The organism is Nocardia fodinahabitans, assembly GCF_052983615.1.
The window spans coordinates 2,635,721-2,658,146 of sequence record NZ_JBRJJC010000001.1; the positions used below are offsets into that span (position 1 = coordinate 2,635,721).

Annotated in this window: 21 protein-coding genes, 4 tRNA genes and 1 pseudogene; 10 read left to right on the forward strand and 16 right to left on the reverse strand. The window is 68.8% G+C overall.

Going from position 1 to position 22,426, the window contains the following annotated elements:
- Positions 1-172: 172 nt before the first annotated feature.
- The 8 genes from nusG to NV348_RS12185 form a co-directional block, all read right to left on the reverse strand.
- The gene (gene nusG, locus NV348_RS12150) at positions 173-964 is read right to left on the reverse strand and encodes a transcription termination/antitermination protein NusG (protein ID WP_447151007.1); all 792 of its coding nucleotides are present in this window, start codon (positions 962-964) and stop codon (positions 173-175) included.
- A 114-nt stretch (positions 965-1,078) separates the two neighbouring features.
- On the reverse strand, positions 1,079-1,447 hold the full coding sequence (secE, locus tag NV348_RS12155) for a preprotein translocase subunit SecE (protein WP_447147022.1): 369 nt from the start codon (positions 1,445-1,447) through the stop codon (positions 1,079-1,081).
- A gap of 108 nt (positions 1,448-1,555) precedes the next feature.
- A tRNA-Trp gene (locus NV348_RS12160) sits at positions 1,556-1,628 on the reverse strand.
- 196 nt (positions 1,629-1,824) lie between these two features.
- Positions 1,825-2,889 (reverse strand): fused (3R)-hydroxyacyl-ACP dehydratase subunits HadA/HadB, encoded by a 1,065-nt coding sequence (locus NV348_RS12165; RefSeq protein ID WP_447147023.1) that lies wholly within the window; start codon positions 2,887-2,889, stop codon positions 1,825-1,827.
- A 144-nt stretch (positions 2,890-3,033) separates the two neighbouring features.
- Positions 3,034-3,204 carry a 50S ribosomal protein L33 gene (rpmG, locus tag NV348_RS12170; protein WP_019049401.1) on the reverse strand — a complete coding sequence of 57 codons (171 nt, stop codon included), beginning with the start codon at positions 3,202-3,204 and terminating at the stop codon, positions 3,034-3,036.
- A gap of 36 nt (positions 3,205-3,240) precedes the next feature.
- Positions 3,241-3,316, reverse strand: a tRNA-Met gene (locus NV348_RS12175).
- Between the two features lie 58 nt (positions 3,317-3,374).
- A tRNA-Thr gene (locus NV348_RS12180) sits at positions 3,375-3,447 on the reverse strand.
- 312 nt (positions 3,448-3,759) lie between these two features.
- Positions 3,760-3,842, reverse strand: a tRNA-Tyr gene (locus NV348_RS12185).
- 177 nt (positions 3,843-4,019) lie between these two features.
- On the opposite strand from NV348_RS12185, the gene NV348_RS12190 reads away from it, so the two are divergent.
- On the forward strand, positions 4,020-4,511 hold the full coding sequence (locus tag NV348_RS12190) for a YajQ family cyclic di-GMP-binding protein (protein WP_316576178.1): 492 nt from the start codon (positions 4,020-4,022) through the stop codon (positions 4,509-4,511).
- Between the two features lie 188 nt (positions 4,512-4,699).
- Here the strand turns inward: NV348_RS12190 and htpX are convergent, their stop codons facing one another.
- Positions 4,700-5,563 (reverse strand): zinc metalloprotease HtpX, encoded by an 864-nt coding sequence (gene htpX, locus NV348_RS12195; RefSeq protein ID WP_447147024.1) that lies wholly within the window; start codon positions 5,561-5,563, stop codon positions 4,700-4,702.
- A gap of 37 nt (positions 5,564-5,600) precedes the next feature.
- Entirely contained in the window at positions 5,601-6,623 is a 1,023-nt protein-coding gene (locus NV348_RS12200) for a polyprenyl synthetase family protein (RefSeq protein WP_447147025.1), read from the reverse strand.
- Positions 6,624-6,768: 145 nt separating this feature from the next.
- Between NV348_RS12200 and NV348_RS12205 the strand changes: the two genes are divergently transcribed.
- Genes NV348_RS12205 through NV348_RS12215 form a run of 3 tightly spaced genes read left to right on the forward strand, consistent with a single transcriptional unit; the run spans position 6,769 to position 8,926 of the window.
- Positions 6,769-8,034: a geranylgeranyl reductase family protein gene (locus tag NV348_RS12205; RefSeq protein ID WP_447147026.1), complete on the forward strand. Its 1,266-nt coding sequence runs from the start codon at positions 6,769-6,771 to the stop codon at positions 8,032-8,034.
- 4 nt (positions 8,035-8,038) lie between these two features.
- Entirely contained in the window at positions 8,039-8,500 is a 462-nt protein-coding gene (locus NV348_RS12210) for a helix-turn-helix domain-containing protein (RefSeq protein WP_447147027.1), read from the forward strand.
- Positions 8,501-8,509: 9 nt separating this feature from the next.
- Positions 8,510-8,926 (forward strand): VOC family protein, encoded by a 417-nt coding sequence (locus tag NV348_RS12215; RefSeq protein ID WP_447147028.1) that lies wholly within the window; start codon positions 8,510-8,512, stop codon positions 8,924-8,926.
- A gap of 146 nt (positions 8,927-9,072) precedes the next feature.
- On the opposite strand, the gene NV348_RS12220 is transcribed toward NV348_RS12215, so the two are convergent.
- Positions 9,073-9,570, reverse strand: coding sequence for a DUF2505 domain-containing protein (locus tag NV348_RS12220; RefSeq protein ID WP_447147029.1), 498 nt, complete (start codon positions 9,568-9,570; stop codon positions 9,073-9,075).
- Positions 9,571-9,687: 117 nt separating this feature from the next.
- Here NV348_RS12220 and NV348_RS12225 point away from each other — a divergent pair, with 117 nt between their 5' ends.
- The 4 genes from NV348_RS12225 to NV348_RS12240 all read left to right on the forward strand — a co-directional run bounded on the left by NV348_RS12225 (position 9,688) and on the right by NV348_RS12240 (position 16,418).
- Positions 9,688-10,035 (forward strand): DUF3592 domain-containing protein, encoded by a 348-nt coding sequence (locus NV348_RS12225; protein WP_378825598.1) that lies wholly within the window; start codon positions 9,688-9,690, stop codon positions 10,033-10,035.
- Between the two features lie 72 nt (positions 10,036-10,107).
- The gene (locus NV348_RS12230; protein WP_447147030.1) at positions 10,108-11,250 is read left to right on the forward strand and encodes a glycosyltransferase family 4 protein; all 1,143 of its coding nucleotides are present in this window, start codon (positions 10,108-10,110) and stop codon (positions 11,248-11,250) included.
- 33 nt (positions 11,251-11,283) lie between these two features.
- On the forward strand, positions 11,284-11,997 hold the full coding sequence (locus NV348_RS12235; protein ID WP_355273866.1) for a demethylmenaquinone methyltransferase: 714 nt from the start codon (positions 11,284-11,286) through the stop codon (positions 11,995-11,997).
- Positions 11,998-12,182: 185 nt separating this feature from the next.
- The gene (locus NV348_RS12240) at positions 12,183-16,418 is read left to right on the forward strand and encodes a bifunctional nitrate reductase/sulfite reductase flavoprotein subunit alpha (protein ID WP_447147031.1); all 4,236 of its coding nucleotides are present in this window, start codon (positions 12,183-12,185) and stop codon (positions 16,416-16,418) included.
- Here the strand turns inward: NV348_RS12240 and NV348_RS12245 are convergent, their stop codons facing one another.
- Complete coding sequence (locus NV348_RS12245) at positions 16,419-17,462, reverse strand: aldo/keto reductase (RefSeq protein WP_447147032.1); 1,044 nt, start codon at positions 17,460-17,462, stop codon at positions 16,419-16,421. It abuts the gene before it with no gap.
- Positions 17,463-17,544: 82 nt separating this feature from the next.
- Between NV348_RS12245 and NV348_RS12250 the strand changes: the two genes are divergently transcribed.
- Complete coding sequence (locus tag NV348_RS12250; RefSeq protein WP_447147033.1) at positions 17,545-18,156, forward strand: TetR/AcrR family transcriptional regulator; 612 nt, start codon at positions 17,545-17,547, stop codon at positions 18,154-18,156.
- Positions 18,157-18,238: 82 nt separating this feature from the next.
- Here the strand turns inward: NV348_RS12250 and NV348_RS12255 are convergent, their stop codons facing one another.
- Complete coding sequence (locus NV348_RS12255; RefSeq protein ID WP_447147034.1) at positions 18,239-18,838, reverse strand: TIGR03086 family metal-binding protein; 600 nt, start codon at positions 18,836-18,838, stop codon at positions 18,239-18,241.
- Positions 18,839-18,994: 156 nt separating this feature from the next.
- Here NV348_RS12255 and NV348_RS12260 point away from each other — a divergent pair, with 156 nt between their 5' ends.
- Positions 18,995-19,231 (forward strand): Rv3202a family protein, encoded by a 237-nt coding sequence (locus NV348_RS12260; protein WP_447147035.1) that lies wholly within the window; start codon positions 18,995-18,997, stop codon positions 19,229-19,231.
- Positions 19,232-19,262: 31 nt separating this feature from the next.
- Here the strand turns inward: NV348_RS12260 and menD are convergent.
- From menD to NV348_RS12275, 3 genes and pseudogenes are all read right to left on the reverse strand, one after another.
- Positions 19,263-20,895: pseudogene (menD, locus tag NV348_RS12265) on the reverse strand (2-succinyl-5-enolpyruvyl-6-hydroxy-3-cyclohexene-1-carboxylic-acid synthase).
- A 265-nt stretch (positions 20,896-21,160) separates the two neighbouring features.
- Positions 21,161-21,472: a hypothetical protein gene (locus tag NV348_RS12270; RefSeq protein WP_447147036.1), complete on the reverse strand. Its 312-nt coding sequence runs from the start codon at positions 21,470-21,472 to the stop codon at positions 21,161-21,163.
- 377 nt (positions 21,473-21,849) lie between these two features.
- The gene (locus tag NV348_RS12275; protein ID WP_218719592.1) at positions 21,850-22,296 is read right to left on the reverse strand and encodes a DUF6918 family protein; all 447 of its coding nucleotides are present in this window, start codon (positions 22,294-22,296) and stop codon (positions 21,850-21,852) included.
- Positions 22,297-22,426 lie beyond the last annotated feature (130 nt).

The following is a 22,426-nucleotide window of genomic DNA, read 5'->3' on the forward strand; positions in this document are numbered from 1 at the left end:
GTCCAAGCCCGGCATTCGCGCACGACCGTCACACCGGGCGGAAAACGCCTGGATCGGGTCTACACACGAACTGTCACACTCTACCGAACCGCGCCGCGGACGCCGCAGCCGGGGAGGGTCGACCAACGACAACGGCACCGCCGAAGCGGTGCCGTCGCGAAGCTGGTTCGAGCTAGATCTTGGAGACCTGGGTGAAGTTCAGCTCGACCGGGGTCTCGCGACCGAAGATCGAGACGAGCACCTTGAGCTTCTGCTGCTCGGCGTTGACCTCGCTGATGCTGGCCGGCAGCGTCGCGAACGGGCCGTCCATCACGGTCACCGACTCGCCGACCTCGAAGTCGACCTCGATGATCGGCTTGGCCGACACCTCACCGGTGGACTCGCCGCCGGTCGAGGACGCCGCCGCGGCCGCCTTCTTCTGCTGCGCACCGGCCGGGACCAGGAACTTCACGACCTCGTTGATGGTCAGCGGGGTCGGCTTGGCGCCGGGGCCACCGCCGGTCATACCGACGAAACCGGTGACGCCGGGGGTGTTGCGGACCGCGCCCCACGACTCGTTGTTCAGTTCCATCCGGACCAGGATGTAGCCCGGCAGCACCTTGCGGTTGACGTGCTTGCGCTGGCCGTTCTTGATCTCGGTGACCTCTTCGGTCGGGACCTCGACCTGGAAGATGTAGTCCTCGAGTCCGAGGTTCTGCACGCGGGTCTCGAGGTTGGTCTTGACCTTGTTCTCGTAGCCGGCGTAGGAGTGCACGACGTACCAGTCGCCGGGGACGCGGCGCAGCTTGGCCTTCATCGACTCGACCGGGTCGGCCTCGGGGTCTTCCTCGGTGGCGACGTCCTCGACGACGGTCTCGTCGGCGTCAGCGAGCTCGGCGGTGGCCTCGACCTCGTCGGTGGCGGTCTCCGCCACGGCGTCGTCGACCGGGAACTCGTCGTTTGTTTCGTTCTCCGGGGTGCTCACTGAGGCACTCGCTTCCTGTGTCGTCACGTACATCCTCTGGGCCGGGTCGGAGGCGCGGAGCGCACACTCCGCCGTTTCCGGCCCGGGATCGGCTACCGGCGTCGGTGTCGGCGATCAGCCGAACAGCCAGCTGACACCCTTGATGAACGCCAGATCCAACCCACTGATGAACGCGACCATGAAGACCACGAACACCAGAACGACGGTCGTGTAGGTGACCATCTGCTTCCGGTTGGGCCAGATCACCTTGCGCAGTTCCGCGACAACTTCTCGCAGGAACCTGAGCAGCCGCTTGAACGGGTTGCCCGACGTGGCCTTCCCGGCAGTCTTGCGCGAGGAGGACCGATCCAGCGTGGCCACCGAACCGGTGTCCACCGGAGCATCCGACGTGCGCGCACGGCGAGCTGTCCGCTTGCCGCTCGGCCGAGTGGCAGCGGCGGTGTCGTCGCCGTCTTCGGCGCGAGTATCCCGCTCGTCGCTCACGTCGTCTCCTCGCTTCGCTCGGATCCGCCGTGCGCGAAGCGCGCTGGCCTGATGGCTCGCTCGCTCCGCTCGCTCACGTCGATCCTTCCTCGTCGCTGGCATTCAGGGCAGGGGCGACAGGACTTGAACCTGCAACCTGCGGTTTTGGAGACCGCTGCTCTGCCAATTGAGCTACGCCCCTTCGGTTGGGCCAGCCTGAGCTGTAGTGCCCAACCACAGTCGATATTCGATTATCGAGCTCTGGTGCCACACAACAGGCGCGCCGCTTCCATGGGGATCACTCCCCGGGAAGATCGGCGCGCAGCAGCCGGTGACCCCAGAGTCCCGAGTGTACGTTACCGCGTGCGGTATTTGCCAATCCGGGACAGCCGACCAGGTCAGGACAGCTGAACGGTAGCCGTGGCCCGCCCGAAGATCTTCTTGCCCGCCGACTTCGCCGTGATGGCGACGACCGCGGTCCTGGTCTCCGGATCGACCGACTTCACTTTTCCGGTGAACTCGACCTCGGCCGGCGCGTCGGACCCGACGTAGACCGGGCTGGTGAAGCGGACGTTGTACTCCTTGACCGCGCCGGGATCGCCGAGCCAGGAGGTGACGAAACCGCCGCCGAGACCCATCGTCAGCATGCCGTGCGCGACCACGTCGTCGAGGCCGACGAGCTTGACGATCTCGTCGCTCCAGTGGATCGGGTTGGCGTCGCCGGAGACGCCCGCGTAGTTCACCAGATCGCCACGGGTGAGCCGGACGGTGCGCGGGGGCAGTTCATCGCCGGCCGTCACACTGTCGAAGGACAGGGTGCGCGTGCTGAAGAACGGCTCCGGCTGCTTGGTGACCGGATCGGGGGTGATCTCGGTGTGCGCGTCGATCGGCGCGTGATGGGCGGGCTCCTCGAGGCCGTGCATGAGAATGCTGCGCACCGCGTCCGACATCGTGGGATCGATGTCACCGCCGCTGCGGCCGATGAGCGTGGTGTAGGTGGTGAGCACCAGCTCGTCGTCCTGCGCGGTGACGATGTTCTTCGTCACGATGATGTCGCCGCCGAAGGCCTGCCGGAAGGAATGCAGGTACACATCGCAGGTCAGCTGGTCGCCCACCCGGATGGGGCGGTGGAATTCCAGGATCTGGTCGGTCTGCATGATCTGGCTCAGGTCGTAGCCCGTGACGATCTGCTCGAACAGCCTGCGCTGGGCGAGAATGCCGACCAGCGAGATGAAGGTGAGCGGGGCGAGCAGGCCGTCGTGGCCGTACTCACGTGCGACGTCTTCCTCCCAGTGCACCGGGTGGTAGTCCTGCACGGCCCGGGCGTATTCGCGCACCTTCTCGCGGCCGACCTCGTAGTAGTCGTCGACCCGATAGTGGTGGCCGACCATCGACGCGGCGTGCGCGGCGGGATCGACCGGTGCGGAGGCGGCGGTGACCGCTTCGTCAGTTCCGGTGTTCACTGTCACACCGTGGACCTTACTCACACGTAGCCGGGTCACAACGTCGAGCGGGGTGTATTCACCGGCTCGGCGGGGTATCGTATCGACCCCGGAAACGCACAAAAGGCCGGACTCTCGTCCGGCCTTTCGTCAAAGCGTGGTGAATCAGCGCGACTCGCGGTGCGCCCGGTGGGTTCCGCAGTTCGGGCAGAACTTCTTCAGCTCGAGGCGGTCCGGGTCGTTGCGCCGGTTCTTCTTGGTGATGTAGTTGCGGTGCTTGCACTCTTCGCAGGCCAAGGTGATCTTTGGCCGGACATCGGTGGACTTCGCGGCCACGATTTGCCTTCTTTCCGGTCTGGGCTGAGTCGTTATTGGTAGCGATGGCCGGACTTGAACCGGCGACACAACGATTATGAGTCGTTTGCTCTACCGACTGAGCTACACCGCCACGGCGGACCTGTTACGGTGGGCCGGCGGGAAAGTCGGTCACCACCGGCAATCCGGCGAGCCCCCTAACGGAATCGAACCGTTGACCTTTTCCTTACCATGGAAACGCTCTGCCGACTGAGCTAAGGGGGCATGACTACGTGGCACAAGGTCTTGGTCGGCGAACCGATCCGAGCGACCCCGTGCTCCGGCGTCCTGAAAGAGATTACACACTTCCCCCGAAGAGCACCAAATCGCCTGGTGAGACCCCATTTTTACCCACCCGCAACCAGCTGATCACGCAGGTACATGGGTAACTCCCCCACCACCTCGACGCCGAGCGAGAACGACGCGAGCCCGAGAACGAACAGTCGAGCTACCGGAAGACCCGCAGAATCGCGGAGAGGCGGGACAGCCCGCAAACCAAAGAACCCCGCCGATCGTGATGATCGACGGGGTTCGATGTGGCAGATGTAGGATTCGAACCTACGTAGGCTTTCACCGACAGATTTACAGTCTGCTCCCATTGGCCGCTCGGGCAATCTGCCTTGTGCGCCGTTTCCGGTGCGCTGAGCAGCTTACAACGAACCCACACCCACAATGCAAACCGCCTGCACAACGACCCTGCGAGCACGGTCGGCGGGGGCATACGGGTACAACTGTCTCGGTGGCCGGTACACCTGTCGGCCCACCCGTTGGCAGACCGTGAGGGACAGGAGCGCAGTGTGGCTGATTCGTCATTCGACGTGGTGAGCAAGGTCGATCGTCAGGAGGTCGACAATGCGCTGCACCAGGCGGAGAAGGAGCTGAACTCCCGCTACGACTTCAAGGGCACCGACGCGGCGATCGCGTGGTCGGGCGAGGAAGCCATCGTGCTGACCGCGAACGCCGAGGAGCGGGTCAAGGCCGCGCTCGAGGTGTTCAAGGAGAAGCTGATCCGCCGCGACATCTCGCTCAAGGCGTTCGACGCCGGCGAGCCGCAGGCCTCGGGCAAGGTGTTCAAGATCACCGGCACGCTGGTGCAGGGCATCGACACCGAGAAGGCGAAGAAGATCTCCAAGAAGATCCGAGACGAGGGTCCCAAGGGCGTGAAGGCGCAGATCCAGGGCGAGGAGCTGCGGGTCAGCAGCAAGAAGCGCGACGATCTGCAGGCCGTGATCTCGCTGCTCAAGGGCGAGGACTTCGGTATCGCCCTGCAGTTCGTGAATTACAGATAACTTGGCGGCTGGCGCCGCGGGTTTACAGATTTCTTGGCGGCTGGCGCCGCGGGTTTACAGATTTCTTGGCGGCTGGCGCCGCGGGTTTTCGGCCTCGTGACCTCGCCGCCGAGCAGCGATACTGCGCCTGCGGCGTTACGTCTCGCTGCTCGGCGGCGAGGCGGCCGAAAACGTCGTGGTCGGGTCAGTCAGTGGCGGTGGGTGCCGCCTGCCATCTCCTCGAGGCGCTTGATGCGCTCTTCCATGGGCGGGTGCGTAGAGTACCAGCGGGCGATGCGGTCGCCGGCGCGGAACGGGTTGGCGATCATCAGGTGCGATTCGCTGGTGAGCTTGGGGTCCGGCGGCAGGGGGGCCACCTGGACGCCGCGTTCGATCTTGCGCAGGGCCGAGGCCAGCGCCAGCGGGTCACCGGTGAGCTCGGCGCCGGACTGATCGGCCTGGAACTCCCGGGAGCGCGATACGGCCATCTTGATCAGACCGGCCGCGATCGGGCCGAGCAGCGAGACCAGCAGCACGGCGATGATGTTCGGGCCCTCCCCGTCTCTGCTGCCGAACGAGCTCGCGAAGAACGCCATGTTCGCCAGGCCGGTGATGATCGAGGCCATCGCGCCCGCCACCGACGAGATCAGGATGTCACGGTTGTAGACGTGCGACAGCTCGTGCCCGAGCACCGCGCGCAGCTCCCGCTCGTCGAGCAGCTGCAGGATGCCGCTGGTGCAGCACACCGCGGCGTGGCGGGGATTGCGCCCGGTCGCGAACGCGTTGGGCGCGTTGGTCGGGCTGATGTAGAGGCGCGGCATCGGCTGACGAGCCGTGGTCGCGAGCTCACGCACGATCCGGTACATGACCGGCGCTTCCAGTTCGCTGACCGGTTGCGCGTGCATCGCCTTCAGCGCCAGTTTGTCGCTGTTGAAGTAGGCGTAGGCGTTCATGCCGACGGCCAGCACGATCGAGATGATCAGGATCGTCGGGCTGCGGAACATCGCCCCGATGGCGACGATCAGCGCCGACAGCCCGACCATCAAACCGAATGTTCTGATCCCATTGGGCATGCTCGGAAAACGTGTTCGATGCCGGGATAGTTCCTGGTCAGCCGACGCGTTCGATGGTGTAGCGGACCAGCCTGGTCAGGGCCTCGTTGGCCGGGCCCGCGGGCAGGGCGGCCAGTTCGGCGTCGGCGAGGTCGGCGTATTCCTGCAGCTTCTCCTTGGCCTGGGCCATGCCGGGCGAGCGGCGCAGCAGTTCGAGCGCCTCCTCGACCTCGACGTCGGTTTCCAGGGGATGTGCCAGCAGAGTGCGCAGGCGGTCGCCGTCGGCGCCGGACTCACGCAGGGCGTAGAGGACGGGCAGGGTGTGCACGCCCTCGCGCAGGTCGGTGCCCGGCGTCTTGCCGGACTGCTCGGCCGAGGACGAGATGTCGATGATGTCGTCGGAGATCTGGAAGGCGGTGCCGACGGCGTCACCGAGGCGGGCCAGCCGCTCCACGTGCTCGGGGCCCGCGCCGGAGAAGGTGCCGCCGAAGCGGCCGGCGGCGGCGATGAGCGAACCGGTCTTCTCCCAGACCACGCGCAGGTAGTGCTCGACCGGGTCCTGGGTCTGCTTGGCGCCCATGGTTTCCCGCATCTGGCCGGTGACCAGTTCGGCGAAGGTCTCGGCGATGATGCGGACCGCGTCGGGGCCGAGCGTCGAGGTGAGGCGGGAGGCGTGGGCGAACAGGTAGTCGCCCGCCAGGATCGCGATGTTGTTGCCCCACCGCGCGTTGACGCTGACCGCGCCGCGCCGCTGCGGCGCCTCGTCCATCACGTCGTCGTGGTAGAGCGTGGCCAGGTGCACCAACTCCACCACGGTGCCCGCGGTGACCAGGGCCGGGTCGGTGGGATTGGGGCCGAGCTGACCGGTGAGCACGGTGAACAGCGGCCGGAAGCGCTTGCCACCCGCGCGGGCGAGATGCAGCGCCGCTTCCTGCAGGAATTCCTCACCGTCGGAGAGTTCGTCGACGAGCAGTTTCTCGACCGCGGCCAGGCCGTCGCGCACGGTGGCGGCGAGTTCGGGATCGACGAGATCGACCCCGGCAACCACGGTGCTCTCGTCGCTCACAGCCGATGTGCTCATTATCTTCTCCCAGCGATGCGTCCGACCCCGACGGGTAGCAACCTAGCGTGTTCCGGCGCCAGGGCCGATGAACACGGTCACACAGTGACTATTCCCGGTGTACCCGACACTCTCGCACAGCGGCCGGGGGTGCCAGTATTGAGCCATGGGTTCACCGGATCTCACCCCCGCCGACCGCGCGCCGCTGCCTGCCCACGTCGAGGTGCTGGTGGTCGGGGCCGGACCCGCGGGGTCGGCGTCGGCGGCCTGGGCCGCACGGGCCGGACGCGATGTGCTGCTGCTCGATTCCGCGGTGTTCCCGCGGGACAAGACCTGTGGCGACGGCTTGACGCCGCGGGCGACCGCCGAGCTGGAACACCTGGGCCTGGGCGAGTGGCTGCGCGCGCACACGGTGAACCACGGCCTGCGGATGGCCGGTTTCGGCCGGGAGGCGCTGCTGCCGTGGCCGGGCGGGTCGTTCCCGACCTACGGGAGTGCCGTTCCCCGAACCGAACTCGACGACAAACTGCGCGAGACCGCGATCAAGTCGGGTGCGCGGATGGTCGACGGGGCCAAGGTCACCGAGGTACTGCGCGAGGGCGAGCGGGTCACCGGGGTGACGGTGCGGATCGGCGAGGCCACCCACACCGTGCGCTGCCGGGTGCTCGTGGTGGCCGACGGCGTGCGCTCCCCCATCGGAAAACAGCTGGGCCGCACCTGGCATCGGCGCTTCGCCTACGGCACCGCGGCCCGCGCCTACATCAAGTCGGGGCGCAGCGACGATCAGTGGATCTCCTCGCACCTGGAACTGCGCAATGCCGCCGACGAGCTGGTCCCCGGCTACGGCTGGATCTTCCCGCTGGGCAACGGCGAGGTGAATATCGGCGTCGGCTCGCTGGCCACCGAGCAGCGGCCCTCGCACATCGCCCTCAAGCCGCTGATCGAGCACTACACCCGGTTGCGGCGGGAGGAATGGCAGCTGGAGGGCGAGCTGCGCGCGGTCGCGTCGGCGCTGCTGCCGATGGGCGGCGCGGTCTCGAACGTGGCCGGGGTGAACTGGGTCCTGGTCGGCGATGCCGCGGGCTGCGTGAATCCGCTCAACGGCGAGGGCATCGACTACGGCCTGGAGGGCGGGCACCTGCTGTCCGGGCTGCTCGACGAGCCCGACCTGAGCCGGGTGTGGCCGCGACTACTGCGCGAGCGCTACGGCCGGACCTTCTCGGTGGCCCGCAGGCTGGCCGGCCTGGCCACCCACCCGAAGATGGTCCCGCTCGGCGGCCCGCCGGTGATGCGCTCGAAGTACCTGCAGCGCACGGCCGTTCGGGTGATGGGCAACCTGGTAACCGACGAGGACGTCGACCTCACCGCCCGCGCCTGGCGAGCCGCGGGCCGCGTCTCCCTGCGGGCCGACGAACTGCAGCCGTTCAGCTGATGTCGTGAGCGGGACGGCGCGTCGACCGGTCCTGGCCCTGCTGCCGCACCTGCGCAGGGCACGCGACCTGATCGATCGGCACTACGCCGACCCTCTCGACCTGGACGACCTCGCCCGCGCGGCCGGGGTCTCCAAGTACCACTTCCTGCGGGCGTTCGCCGCCGTGTACGGGCGTACGCCGGGGGCCTATCTGGCCGAACGACGGATCGAACGGGCCCAGGACCTGCTGCGGGCGACCAATCTGACCGTCACCGAGGTGTGCATGCTGGTCGGGTACTCGAGCCTGGGCTCGTTCAGCAGCAAGTTCCGCCAGCTCGTCGGGGTGACGCCGAGCGAGTATCAGGCCAGGTTCGCCGACGGCGCGCCACACATTCCGGGCTGCTATGTGTTCATGCACGGGCTCTCCGACCGGGTTCGGTCCGACACCGCAATTTCGGAGAAGCCCGGTGGCACCGGCCCGTCCTAACCTCGAGTCATGACAACGATCACGAACGTTTCCCTGGTCACCGTGTATGTGACCGATCAGGACGCCGCCAAGCAGTGGTACATCGACATGCTCGGATTCGTCGAGACCGCGGATGTGAGCATGGGCGACAACGGGTTCCGGTGGGTCACCGTCGCCCACCCGGATCACACCGAGCTCGAAGTCACGCTGATGGTGCCGGGACCGCCGCTGACCGACGACCTGGCCGACGCGATCCGGCGGGCTCTCGCCGATGGCACCCACGGCGCCCTCGGGCTGCGCACCGCCGACTGTCAGAAGACCTTCGAAGAGCTCACCGCCAAGGGCGTCGAGTTCATCCAGCCGCCCGCCGCGCGGCCGTACGGCACGGAAGCCATCATCCGCGACAACTCTGGCAATTGGCTGGTCCTGGTCGAGCCGAGCGCGTGATCGCCGACGATCCGCACACCCGATCAACGCGAGAACATGGGTAACTCCCCAACGACAGCTGACCCGGCCGCGCCGATACCGGCAGCCGCGATTCTGACCAGCCCCGCACACGTGCCTGGCCAGAATCGCGGAGAGGCGGGACAGCGCTACTTCGCGGCGAAGCGGTTCTCGATGAACTTGCGCTCGCTGTTGAGAACACGCTGGTGCAGTTGCTCGGCCAGCGGCTCGATGGCGCCACCGACCAGCGGCACCTTCACGGTGACGGTGCCGACCACTTCGATCTCGCTGCCCTCGGCGGTCGGCCGCAGTTCGTAGGTGCCCGACATCTCGGTGTTGATGCCACCGGTGCGCCCGGTGAAGCTGCCCTTGGCGACCTCGCCCTGCAGCGGCTGCCAGTTGTCGGTGCGCGAGAGCACCAGATCACTCTTGAGCACCTTGCGAACCAGGCCGGGAACCTTGTCCTGACCTGGCGTTTCAGTCATATGGAGGCGAATCGAACCCGGCCCGTCGGGATGGGAGAGTTCGAGGGTCGCGGTCTCGGTGGCAGCGAATCGTTCCTGCCAGACCGCATCGTCGACGAGTGCCCGGTGAAGATCTTCGACCGGGACTGCGTAGGGCACGGTGAAGCTGAATTTTCGGGACATGGCGGCAACGGTACTGTGTGCCGGGTGTCGGAAGTGAGCCTGTCGGAGCGGCGGTCCAAGCGCCTGCGACGGGTGCGGTCCTGTGTGCTGGGCGTGGCCACCGTGATCAGCGTGCTGATGGTGCTGCTCGTACTCGCGGCCTGGCGCAACGACTTCGAGATCGAGCACCATCGCGGCACCACCTCCGGTGAGGTGCTCTCGGCGGGCAGGCTGCGGTCGGCGGTCATGTACGTGACGCCGGACAGCGTCACCCACAACCCGAAGGTCGGCATCCTGTATCCGACCAATCTGACGGCCGGTCAGCGCATCAATGTCGAATACAGCACCCGCGACCCCGATCTGGTCAGGGTCGCCGGGCGCGACGCCAGGGTGGCGATCATCCCGGCGGCCTCGGTGATCGTGGTGGTCTGGGCGCTGGCGCTGCCCGTGCTGTGGCTGCTGCGGCGCAAGCAGCGCGAGGCGTAACTTCGTCTGCTGTTCGTCCCGGCTTCACGTCGGTGTGGGGGTGTCGCGCGGTGTGACGGTCACCCTGGGGTGGTGCGCGTAGCCATCGTGGCGGAGTCATTCCTGCCGAACATGAACGGCGTCGTCAATTCCGTGTTGCGGGTGCTGGACCATCTGGACCAGCACGGACACGACGCGATGATCGTGGCACCCGACACCCTGCGCGGCGTTGCGCCCGCACCCCGCTTCCACGGCCGCTTCCCGGTGCACCGGGTGCCCGCGATGATGGTGCCGAAGGTCAGCTCGCTGCCGGTGGGTCTGCCGCAGCCGGGAATCACCGCCGCGATCGCCGCCTTCGATCCCGATGTGGTGCATCTGGCCTCGCCGTTCCTGCTCGGCGCGGGCGGGCTGGCCGCGGCGACCCGGCTCGATCTGCCCTCGGTCGCGGTGTACCAGACCGATGTCGCCGGATTCGCCAAGAGCTACGGCCTGGGGCTGGCCGCCCGCGCGGCCTGGGCGTGGACGCGGCGGATCCACGAGGGCGCCACCCGGACGCTGGCGCCGTCCTCGGCGGCCGCCCAGGACCTGGCCGAGCACGGCATCCCGCGGGTGCACCGCTGGGGACGCGGCGTCGACGTCGACCGGTTCGGCCCCGCCGCGCGCAGCGCCGAACTGCGGGCGAGCTGGCTGGGCGCCGAGGACCGGCTGGTGGTCGGCTTCGTCGGCAGGCTCGCGCCGGAGAAGCACGTCGAACGGCTCGCGGCGCTGGCAGGCGACCCGTCGATCCAGCTGGTCGTGGTGGGTGACGGACCGGAACGGGCGCGGCTGAGCAGGCTGATGCCCGGCGCGGTGTTCACCGGCGAGCTCGGCGGCGCCGAACTGGCCACGCACTACGCGAGCCTGGACGTGATGGTGCATCCGGGCGAGCACGAGACGTTCTGTCAGGGCGTGCAGGAGGCGCTGTCTTCCGGCGTGCCGGTGATCGGCCCGGACGCGGGCGGGCCGCGCGACCTGATCGCGCACTGCCGCAACGGCTACCTGCTGCCGGTCGACCGGTTCGCCGAACTGCTGCCCAGCGCGGTGTCGGCCCTGCGTGACCAGGGCCAGCGCGCCCGGTTCGCGGCGGCGGCCCGCAAGTCGGTGCTGCACCGCACCTGGCCCGCAATCTGCACCGAGCTGATGACCCATTACGCCGAGGTGACCGGGATGCGGGACCGATTGCCGCGCTCGGCATAGAGCGTTCGAGCGCGCGCCGGATAAGCTCGAATCGTGGCGACAACAGAGCAGCGGGAACCGATTCGGGCATCGCTGGACAAGCAACCCCACGAGGTCGCGTCGATGTTCGACGGTGTGGCCAAGCGCTACGACCTCACCAACACGGTCATCTCCGCGGGCCAGGATCGGTACTGGCGGTGGGCGACGCGGCGCGCGCTCGGGTTGCGCCCGGGTGAGCGGGTCCTCGACCTCGCCGCGGGCACCGGCGTCTCGACCGTCGAGCTCGGCAAGTCCGGCGCCTGGTGTGTGGCCACCGACTTCTCCCAGGGCATGCTCGCCGCGGGCCGGTTCCGCCAGGTGCCGATGGTCGCCGGCGACGCGATGGCCCTGCCGTTCGCCGACGACTCGTTCGACGCGGTGACCATCTCCTTCGGCCTGCGCAATGTCGCCGATATCGACCTCGCGCTGCGCGAGATGCTGCGGGTGACCAAGCCGGGCGGCCGGGTGGTGGTGTGCGAGTTCTCCACGCCGGTGTTCGGGCCGTTCCGCACCGTCTACATGGAGTACCTGATGAAGGCGCTGCCGCGGGTGGCGCGCGCCGTCAGCTCCAACCCCGATGCCTACGTCTACCTGGCCGAGTCGATCCGCGCCTGGCCGAACCAGCGCAGGCTGGCCCGGCGGATCGCCGACGCCGGCTGGGATTCGGTGCAGTGGCGCGACCTCACCGGTGGCGTGGTGGCGCTGCATCGCGGCTACAAACTGGGCTGAACCGCCCCGATCCCGGGGTGAGTCCCGTCACCCCGGGGCAGCGCGCGATGCACGGAACCGCGCCGGAATGCGCCCTGATCAGGGCCGATATTCGCGGCCGGACCTCACTGCGGAAATTTTGGCGTGTGAGGTCGATTGTCATCTGGACATAACGTTCGGTAAATCGAGCGCAACGACAGGTGCGGATGATCGAAGCCATGACAGGGGAAGCTGACATCCGCGAGACGGATACTGTGCGTACACAGTGCTCGTACTGCGGCGTCGGCTGCGGCATCAGCGTCCAGACCAAGACTGATCAGTCGGGTGCGCGGTTGATCGCGAAGGTCAGCGGCGACAAGCTGCATCCGGCGAACGCGGGCAGGCTGTGCACCAAGGGCGCGACGCACGCGGAGATGATGGCCGCACCCGGCCGGATGGACACCGCCTACCACCGCCCCGAACGCGGCCAGGTCCCCGTCCCGCTGCCGGTCGACGAGGCCGTCCACGGGACAGCGACCCGCCTGCGCGCCATCCTCGACGAGCACGGGCCCGACGCGATCGCCCTCTACGTCTCCGGGCAGATGTCCCTCGAGGCCCAGTACCTGGCGACCAAACTGGCCAAGGGCTACCTGCGGACCAAGCACATCGAAGCCAACTCCCGGCTGTGCATGGCCAGCGCGGGCACCGGCTACAAGCAGTCGCTCGGCGCCGACGGCCCGCCCGGCTCCTACGACGACGTCGAGCACGCCGACCTGTTCCTCGTCTCCGGCGCGAACATGGCCGACTGCCACCCGATCCTCTACCTCCGGATGGCCGACCGGCTCAAGGCGGGCGCCAAGCTGATCGTGGTCGACCCGCGCCGCACCGACACCGCGGCCCGCGCCGACCTGTTCCTGCAGATCGCGCCCGGCACCGACCTCGCGCTGCTCAACGGCCTGCTGCACCTGCTGGTCGCCGACGGCGCGATCGACACCGCGTTCATCGCCGAGCACACCGAGGGCTGGGACACGATGCCCGAGTTCCTCGCCGACTACCCGCCCGCCCGGGTCGCCGAACTCACCGGATTGGCCGAGGCCGACATCCGGACCGCGGCGACGATGATCGCCGAGGCCGGCGAGTGGATGTCGCTGTGGACGATGGGACTCAACCAGTCGACCCACGGCACCTGGAATACCAATGCCCTGGTGAACCTGCACCTGGCGACCGGCGCGATCTGCCGCCCCGGCAGCGGCCCGTTCTCGCTCACCGGCCAGCCCAATGCCATGGGTGGCCGCGAGATGGGCTACATGGGCCCCGGCCTCCCCGGCCAGCGCAGCCTGCTCTCCCCCGCCGACCGGACCTTCGTCGAGACCGCCTGGGACCTGCCCGCAGGCACCCTGCGCACCGAGGCGGGTCCCGGCACCATCGACATGTTCCGTGGCCTGGCCGACGGCGAGATCAAGGCCGCGTGGGTCATCTGCACCAATCCCGTCGCCACCGTCGCCAATCGCAAGACGGTGATCGCGGGGCTGGAGGCGGCCGAGCTGGTGGTGGTGCAGGATGCCTACACCGAGACCGCCACCAACGCCTACGCCGATCTGCTGCTGCCCGCCACGCTGTGGGCCGAAGCCGATGCGGTGATGGTGAACTCGGAGCGCAATGTCACCCTGCTGCAGCAATCGGTCGATCCGGTCGGCGACGCGCGGCCGGACTGGCTGCTGATCGCGCAGGTCGCCACGGCCATGGGCTTCCCCGGGTTCGACTTCACCTCGAGCGCCGAGGTTTTCGCCGAGCTCCAGCAGTTCACCAACCCCGCGACGGGCTACGACCTGAGCGGGATGAGCTACGACCTGCTGCGCGAGGGTCCGATGCAGTGGCCGTGCAACGACAGCACCGCCCCGCGCAACCCGATCCGCTACCTCAACGACGGCATCCACCAGCCGCTGCACGTCGAATCCGACGGCAGCACACCGCGACTGGCGTTCGCCACCCCCAGCAGGCGCGCGATGTTCTTCCCCCGCCCGCACCTGCCCGCCGCCGAACTGCCCGACGACGATTACCCGTTCCTGCTCAATACCGGCCGGTTGCAGCATCAGTGGCACACGATGACCAAGACCGGCAAGGTCGCCAAGCTGACCAAGCTCAACGGCGCGCCCTTCGTCGAGGTGCATCCCGAGGACGCGCGGCGCCTGGACCTGAAGCCCGACGACCAGCTCGAAATCGCTTCGCGCCGTGGCCGTGCCGTCCTGCCGGTGCAGATCAGCGATCGGGTGCGGCCCGGCGACTGCTTCGCTCCTTTCCACTGGAACGACGAACAGGGCGAATATCTGACGATCAACGCCGTCACCAACGACGCGGTGGACCCCGCCTCGCTACAGCCGGAGTTCAAGGCGTGCGCGGTGGCGCTGCGCCGGGTCGGGCCCGCCGCCACCCCCGAGCGGGCGCCGGCCCAGCCCACCCAGCTATCCGCCCAGCCGAGCGCGCACCCGCTGGCCGGGATCCTCGGCCTCGACGCGGGCACCTCGCCGACTCTCAGCGAGACCGAACGCATCTACCTCGGCGGCTACCTCGCCGCGCTGCAGTCGCTGCCGGTATCCGGGCAGCCGGTGCTGCCCGCGAGCGCGCCACTGTCGGCGCAGTCCCGGCTCTGGGTCGACGGGCTGCTGGCCGGCATGTACTCGCGCACCTCCGGCGCCACCACCGAAGACCCTGTCGCCGATGCGCCGGCGGCACCTCCGGTGACGGTCTTATGGGCATCGCAGACCGGCAACGCGGAGGAACTCGCGGCCACGGCCGCCGCGCGCCTGTCCGCCGCCGGATTCCTGCCGTCGCTGCTCGACATGGATTCCTGCGAGCTGTCGGCGCTCACCGGCAACATCCTCATCGTCACCAGTACCTTCGGCGACGGTGGCCCGCCCGACAACGGCGCCGACTTCTGGACCAGGCTCGAGGACAGCATCGTCCGGCTCAACGACGTCCGCTACGCGGTGTTCGCCCTCGGTGACTCCTCCTACGACGACTTCTGTGGCCACGGCCGCAAACTCGACCGCCTCTTCGCCGCGCGCGGCGCCAAGCCGCTGGTGCCCCGCGTCGACAGCGAACCCGACTTCGCCGATGCCGCCGAGCAGTGGCTCGACGACGTTCTCGCGGTGCTCGGCGGGTCGACGCCGGATGACAGCACCCCACCGGACGCACCGAGCACCGGTGGCACCGATGCCCCTGCGCCGCACCTGGTTTCCGGCTCCTCGCTACCGCAGCCGTCCGGTCGTGGCGGCGGCGCGATCGTGCTCGACCGCCCTCTCGCACCAGCCCCCACTCGCGTCCAGCGCACCGCGCCTGCGCCGTTCACCCGCCAAGCCCCGGTCCGCGCGACGCTGATGCGCAACGAGACCCTGAGCGCACCGGGCTCGGCGAAAGAGGTGCGCCGCTTCGGTTTCGACCTGCACGACCTCGACGCCAGCTACGAGGTCGGCGACTCGCTGGGCGTCCTACCGGCCAACAGCCCCGAGCTCGTCGAGGAGTGGCTCACCGCGACCGGCCTGGACGGTCGCCGCGTGATCGAGCTGGACGACCGCGAACTCACCCTCACCGAGGCCCTGCGCACCCACTACGACATCACCAAGGTGAGCCAGGACCTGCTCGGCTTCATCGCCGAACGCAATCCACACCCGCAGCTGGCCAAGCTGTTGCGGCGCGACAACCGCAACGAACTCGCCAACTACCTGTGGGACCGCCAGGCCGCCGATGTGCTGCGCGACTTCCCGGTGCGCACCGACCTGGTCGACTGGCTCGGCACCATGAAAAAGCTGCAGCCGCGCCAGTATTCGATCTCCTCCAGCCCACTGACCACCCCCGACGAAGTGCAGCTGACCGTCGGCGTCGTCCGCTACGGCGAACCGGCGGGCAACTCCGCCCGGCGCGGCGGCGTGTGCTCGACCTTCCTCGCCGACCGGGCGGGCGCCGAGGTGCCGATCTTCCTGCAGCGCGCACCGCACTTCCGCCCGCCGCTGGACCCGAACGCCCCGATGATCATGGTGGGCCCCGGCACCGGTATCGCTCCTTTCCGTGGATTCCTGCACGAACGCCGGGCCATGGGCGCGACCGGACGCAACTGGCTGTTCTTCGGCGACCAGCACGCGGCCCAGAACTTCTACTACCGGACCGAGCTGGAGGACATGTTCCGCTCCGGCTTCCTCACCCGACTGGACTTGGCCTTCTCCCGCGACCAGCGCGAGCGGGTCTACGTGCAGCACCGGATGATCGAGCACGGCGCCGAGCTGTGGTCGTGGCTGCGCGACGGCGGCCACTTCTACGTCTGCGGCGACGCCGCCCGGATGGCCAAGGACGTCGACGACACCCTGCTGCGAATCGCCCAGATCCACGGGAAGCTGGACGAGGCCGGCGCCCTGGCCTTCAAGAAGCAGCTGGTGGCCGAGAAGCGCTACGTCCGCGACGTGTACTGATCACGCCGCCCGAATCGCCGGCGGATTCAGCCGGGTGAAGTCGGGCAGCCGGTGGTAGGGGTAGTACGGGTACGGCGGTGTCGTCGCGCTCGCGGCGTCGAGGGCCGCCCGGTGTTCCGGCTCCAGCTGCCAGCCGACCGCGCCGAGGTTCTGGCGCAGTTGCTCCTCGTTGCGGGCGCCGATCAGCACGCTGGCAACGGTGGGCCGGGTGAGCAGCCAGTTGAGGGCGATCTGCGGGACGCTGCGGCCGGTGTCGGCCGCGATGCGATCGAGGACGTCGACGATGTCGTAGAGGTGTTCGTCGTCGACCGGCGGGCCCGCCTGCGCGGTCTCGTGCAGCCTGCTGCCCGCCGGCAGCGGCTGGCCGCGACGGACTTTGCCGGTGAGCCTGCCCCAGCCCAGCGGACTCCAGACAATCGCGCCGACGCCCTGGTCCGCGGCGAGCGGCATGAGCTCCCACTCGTAGTCGCGGCCGACGAGCGAGTAGTACACCTGGTGCGCGACAGGCTTTTCCAGGCCGAGCGCCTCGGCGGTGGACAGCGTCTTCATCAGCTCCCAGCCCGCGAAGTTGGAGACACCGACATAGCGGATCTTGCCCGCGCGGACGAGATCGTCGAGGGCCGTGAGGGTTTCCGCGAGCGGGGTGCCCGCGTCGAAGGCGTGCAACTGGAACAGGTCGAGGTAATCGGTGCCGAGCCGGCGCAGCGAGGCGTCGACCGCGCGGATCAGCCGAGCCCGGCCCGCACCGGCCTCGTGTGCGCCCGGCCCGGTCGGCAGCGCGGATTTGGTGGACAGCAGCACCTGCTCGCGTCTGCCCTTGATCGCCGCGCCGAGCACCTCCTCCGAGGCGCCGTCGGAATACACATCGGCCGTGTCGAACAGCGTGACACCGGCCTCCAGGCTGATGTCGACCAGACGCCTGGCATGCGCCGCGTCGGTATCGCCCCAGGCGCTGAACAGCGCGCCCCGTCCGCCGAAGGTGCCCGCGCCGAAACCGAGCGCGGGAACGTGCAGACCCGATGCGCCGAGCCGCCGGTACTCCATGAGAACTCCTAAAGGGTCTATAGTTCCGTTAACGCTTCGGACAGTACACCCATTGCGCACTAAATGAAACTGGAGTTCCGTTATGAATCACGACATCGCCTGGCCGGGGTCCGTTCGCCCTGGTGGGCGCACCGCGCGGGTGCGCGAATCGGTTCTGCAGGTCGCGGGCGATCTGATCGCCGACCGGGGGTTCGTGAGCCTGGATCTGGCGGAGGTCGCCGCGACAGCGGGCGTCGGCAAGACGACGGTCTACCGGCGCTGGCGCACACCGGCGGGCCTGGTCGCCGACCTGCTCGTCGACATGGCCGAGCAGTCGCTGCCCCGCGCCGACACCGGTGCGCTGCTCGACGACCTGACCGCCAATGCCCGGCTGGTCGCGAAGACGCTCGCCGACCCGCGCCAGGGCAATCTGTTCCGCGCCGTCATCGCCGCGGCCACCGGCGACGAGGTCACCGCCACGGCGCTGCACACCTTCTACGACACCCGGCTCACCGAATGGGCGCCCTGCGTCGAGGCCGCCGTGGCGCGTGGCGAGGCGCCGGCGGGCACCGATTCGCGGGCGGTCCTGTCGGCCGTGTCCGCGCCGCTGTACTACCGCCTGCTCGCCAGCGGTGACCCCATCGACGACAACGCCGCCGACCAGTCGGCGCGGGCGGCCACCCTCGCCACGATCGGCGGCGCCTTCGTCCGCTGAGCCGCGCCTACCATCAGGATCAGAACAAGTTGCAGCACAACGAAACCCCTCAAGGTTTACGGTCGAACGTGCTGCGACCGGATCACACCCGCCGTCCCGCTGCGATCACAGCGGGACGCCAGCCCGGATCGCGTCCGGTGAGACCGAGCAGGCGGTCGAAAGCGGGCGCTGCCTCGGGCACGGCGACAACCGGACCGAACAGGCCGGGCGTGCCGTCCGGGTCGGTGTCACGCAGGAATTCGAGCAGGATCGCCAGGTGGTCCGGGTCGACCGTGACGGACTGGCCGGTAGCGGCCGCCAGATCCCACGCGTGCACGGTGACCTCGTCGAGCGCGACGGTGGCCATGACCGCCGCGGGCAACACGAGGCCACCGGCCTCGGCATCGCCGTCCCAGGCCGCAGGGTCCCGCCACGCCTCGGTGAGGGCGGTGAGCTGGGCGGGGATCAGGGTGCGCCAGTCCGCGGTCAGCGGGCTGTCCAGGCTCGGCGGCACCGAATGGCCGAGGGACTCCTTGGTGGCGGCCTGCCGGAAGGCCTCGGTCAGCCCGACGACATGGGCGAGCACCTGGCGCACGGCGGTGCCTTCGCACGGCGTCGGAGCGTCGAGCAAGTCGTCGGGGATCCCGGCGACGACGTCGGCGAGGGTGCGGGCGGCGAGGGCGAAGTCGAACTGCGGTTCCATGGGCGCTCCTGGGCGAGGACGGACTCGTTCACCTATGGAGACGAGATGGGCCACGCGATCTCATCGCCGGGCGGGTTGCCGAGTGCCGCCGATCGGCGGACGCTGGATGGCGGAACGATCAGCGACACCGTGCGAGGCGACACCCGAGGAGCACCGATGATCGACGACACCGCCCAGCCACTCGACGAAGTCCCCGAGGCCGATCGGATCGAACAGGAACAATCGGTCTTCGCCGCCGACGATCCCGACGACCCGGCGTTCTCCGATGCCGCCGACTACTCCGACGAGATGGCGGCCAATATCGACCGAGACGCCGACACCGCGAACGCCGCGGACGTGATCGAGCAGACCATCCCGGTCCCCTACGACGACGAGTTCGTCGAGGAGCCCTGACGGGCGCGGCCCGGATCGGCCGGAGGTCCGCCTAGCCGGCGATCTTCGAGCGCACCGTGGCGTGCAGTTCACGCAGGCTGGAGCGCTCCGTCGCGACCTCGAGCACACGCAGACCGTGCGCGTCGCCCACCAGCTCCACGGCCAGCTCCGCCGGGTCGACCTGGCGGTGCGGAATGCGGTAGGCCGCGCACAGGGCGGCCAGGTCCATGCCGTGCGGGGTACCGAAGACCCGCTCGAACACGCCCGCGTACTGCGGGTCCCCCTGTTCGAGCAGCTCGAAGATGCCGCCGCCGTCATCGTTGGCGACGACGATGGTGAGGTTGTCGGGCCGCGGTTCGCCGCGCCCGATCAGCAGGCCGGACGCGTCGTGCAGGAAGGTCAGGTCGCCCATCAGCGCCACGGTGCGGCCGGGATGGGCCAGCGCGGCGCCGACCGCACCGGAGACGGTGCCGTCGATACCGGCGACGCCGCGGTTGGACAGCACCCGCACGCCGGGCCGCGGATGCGAGACCAGCGCGGCGTCGCGGACCGGGTTCGACGCGCCGAGCAGCAGCTGATCACCCTCGCGCAGCGCGGCCATGACGACGGCCGCCACGTGCAGGCCGGTGGCCTTCGGGTGGGTGGCCAACTCGGCGCGCACCACCGATTCCGCCTGCCGGTTCAGGTCGGCGCAGCGCGCCAGCCACTCCGATCGCGGCGTACCGGTGGTGACCGCGCGGGTACCGGTGCCGACGACATTGCCGGAGACATCGGGCCAGCGCGGGCCGGTGGTGAGCGCGAAGACGGTGACCTTCGGGTCGGCGAGCACCCGCGAGACCTGGCGATGCAGGGTCGGGCGGCCGGTGATGATCGCCTGCGCCGGCTTCAGCAGCGACAGCGCGAGCGGATGCAGCGCGGGACCGTGCATCGGCGCCGTCGGCTCGGCGACGGTCGGCAGCTCGGCGAGTTCGGGCAGCAGTCGCGCGCCGTGGCCGGAGATGACGACGGTGTCGGACGTCAGATCGATGTCGAGCGGCACGTCGAGGGTGGCGTACTGGGTGGAGGTCCAGGGCCGTTCACCGTCGCGGCCCGCGGGCAGTGGATCGTCGGACAGTTCGGGGACCAGCGGCTCGCGCAGCGGGATGTCGAACTGCACCGGTCCGGCATTGCCGGACCTGGTGCCGCGCGCCGCGGCGAGCACCCGGCACACCGAGGAGCGCCAGACGCTGTTCTGCCGCGGATAGGCCGACTCGCCCGCCTCGGCTTCGGCGAGTCCGAGGCTGATGGTGGCCCGGACCTGACTGCCGAACAGGCCGAGCTGCTCGACCGTCTGATTGGCGCCGGTGCCGAGCATCTCGTACGGCCGGTTCGCGCTGACCACGATCAGCGGCACCCGGGCGTAATTGGCCTCCAGTACGGCGGGACCGAGATTGGCGACGGCGGTGCCCGAGGTCATCACGACCGGCACCGGCCGCCCGGACGACACCGCGAGCCCGACCGCGAGGAAGCCGGGCGGTGCGCTCGTCGATGCGCATGTGCAGCCGCAGCTGCCCGGCCACGTCCGCCGCCTGCAGCGCGAAGGCCAGTGGGGCGTTGCGCGATCCGGGGCACAGCACCACCTCGCGGACGCCGCCGCGGACGAGCTCGTCGACGACCACTCGTGCCTGCGCAGTTGACGGATTCACAATCCCAGACTGTCAGACCGGACCACACCCGTCTGCCCCCGGCCCGCGTTGTCTGCGTCACCGGCTGGGTGGACACGCCACCGGGACCGGTACCTCAGCGATGCGTTCACCTGTTTCGACCGGCCGATATCGGCACCCGCGGAAGCATTTCCGTAATTACCTGGGTGACATTCGAAGACTGCTCGCCCGGCTGCGCCGAAAAATGGTAATTCGGCGGCGGATTCACACCCGCCACCGAATTCCGGAAAGGCTTGCCGCGCAAAGATCAGGAAGCCGCGGGCGCCGGGAGGAGACCGTTGATGCCGGTGATCAGGTCGATGACGTTGACCAGTGCGGAAGTACCGCCGTCGAGGGCCGAGCTGCCCGAGTCGAGCACGCCGGCGCCTGCGGCCGAACCGGTGGTCAGGGCGGCCGAACCCGAGGACAGGTCGGCGGATCCGCTGGCCAGATCGGCCGAGCCACTGAAGGATCCGGTCGCCGAACCGGATTCGGCGCCCGCAACGGCGACGGGACCGAGGAACATCACGGCGGCGGCAGCGGCGGCACCGGTGGCGGCGAGGGTCTTGCGAGAGATCATGGGACCGAACTTCCTTCTCGAACCGGACCGAGCGGAAAAGTTATGTTCCGCGTCGCGGTAATTCACCTTCCGAATCACCTGAAATCGAACGTAATCGATTCAGAACGGAAGCAGTAAATCGTTCGGAGCCGGTGTCGCTTATCCGGATTTATCGGCAACCCGAGATTTCCCCGCCGTTCACCGACGGCGTTACCGGGCTCACAATCGCGCGGCCGGAATTTACCCGCGACCGGGAATAGGTGTGACCCCGCCCGCTCCGCCCCCCGTTACGTGAGGGTGGTCACCCGACGACGCGAAAGGCCGGTGCGGACCGGGTTCACACCCGGGCCGCACCGGCCTCACGATCGATCTCCGCGGGGGCTACCCCGCCATGGGACTCAGCCCGCGTGCTTCTGCACCAGGTCGGCCACCCGCGGCAGAGCCTCGACGACGTGCTTCTTGGCCGAGCCACGCATGGAGGAGTACACCTTCTGCAGGGCGGGACGGCTCGACGCGTCGGCGCGGGCGTCGGTGACGGCCAGCAGCGACTCGGCGACCTCGTCGGACTTCGAGGTCAGCAGGTCGGCGAAGGTGCCGGCACCCGAGGTGGTGAATTCGGCCCAGTACGGCTGGAGCTGGTCGAGCAGCTTCGGCGCCAGCGACGCCAGCGCATCGGGAACGATGGTCGGGCTGATCTTCTTGACCGCCGCGTAGCCACCCTTCACGGCCAGGCCGGACGCACCACCTTTGTCCGAGACCTCGGCGTCGAGAACCTCGACGGCGTCGGCAAGGAAAGCCGGACGCTTGGTGTCGTCGAGCAGGGATTCAGACAGCGCTGCAACCACTTTCAGGTTCCTCCGGATCGGTTCGTTGAACGAGCAGCCGCAACTATACGCACCGGGTCGGGGAAACATGCGGCGACCGCCGAGCTGCGGGGTTACGACCTCGTACCGGTCCGCCGGACGGTAGGGCAAT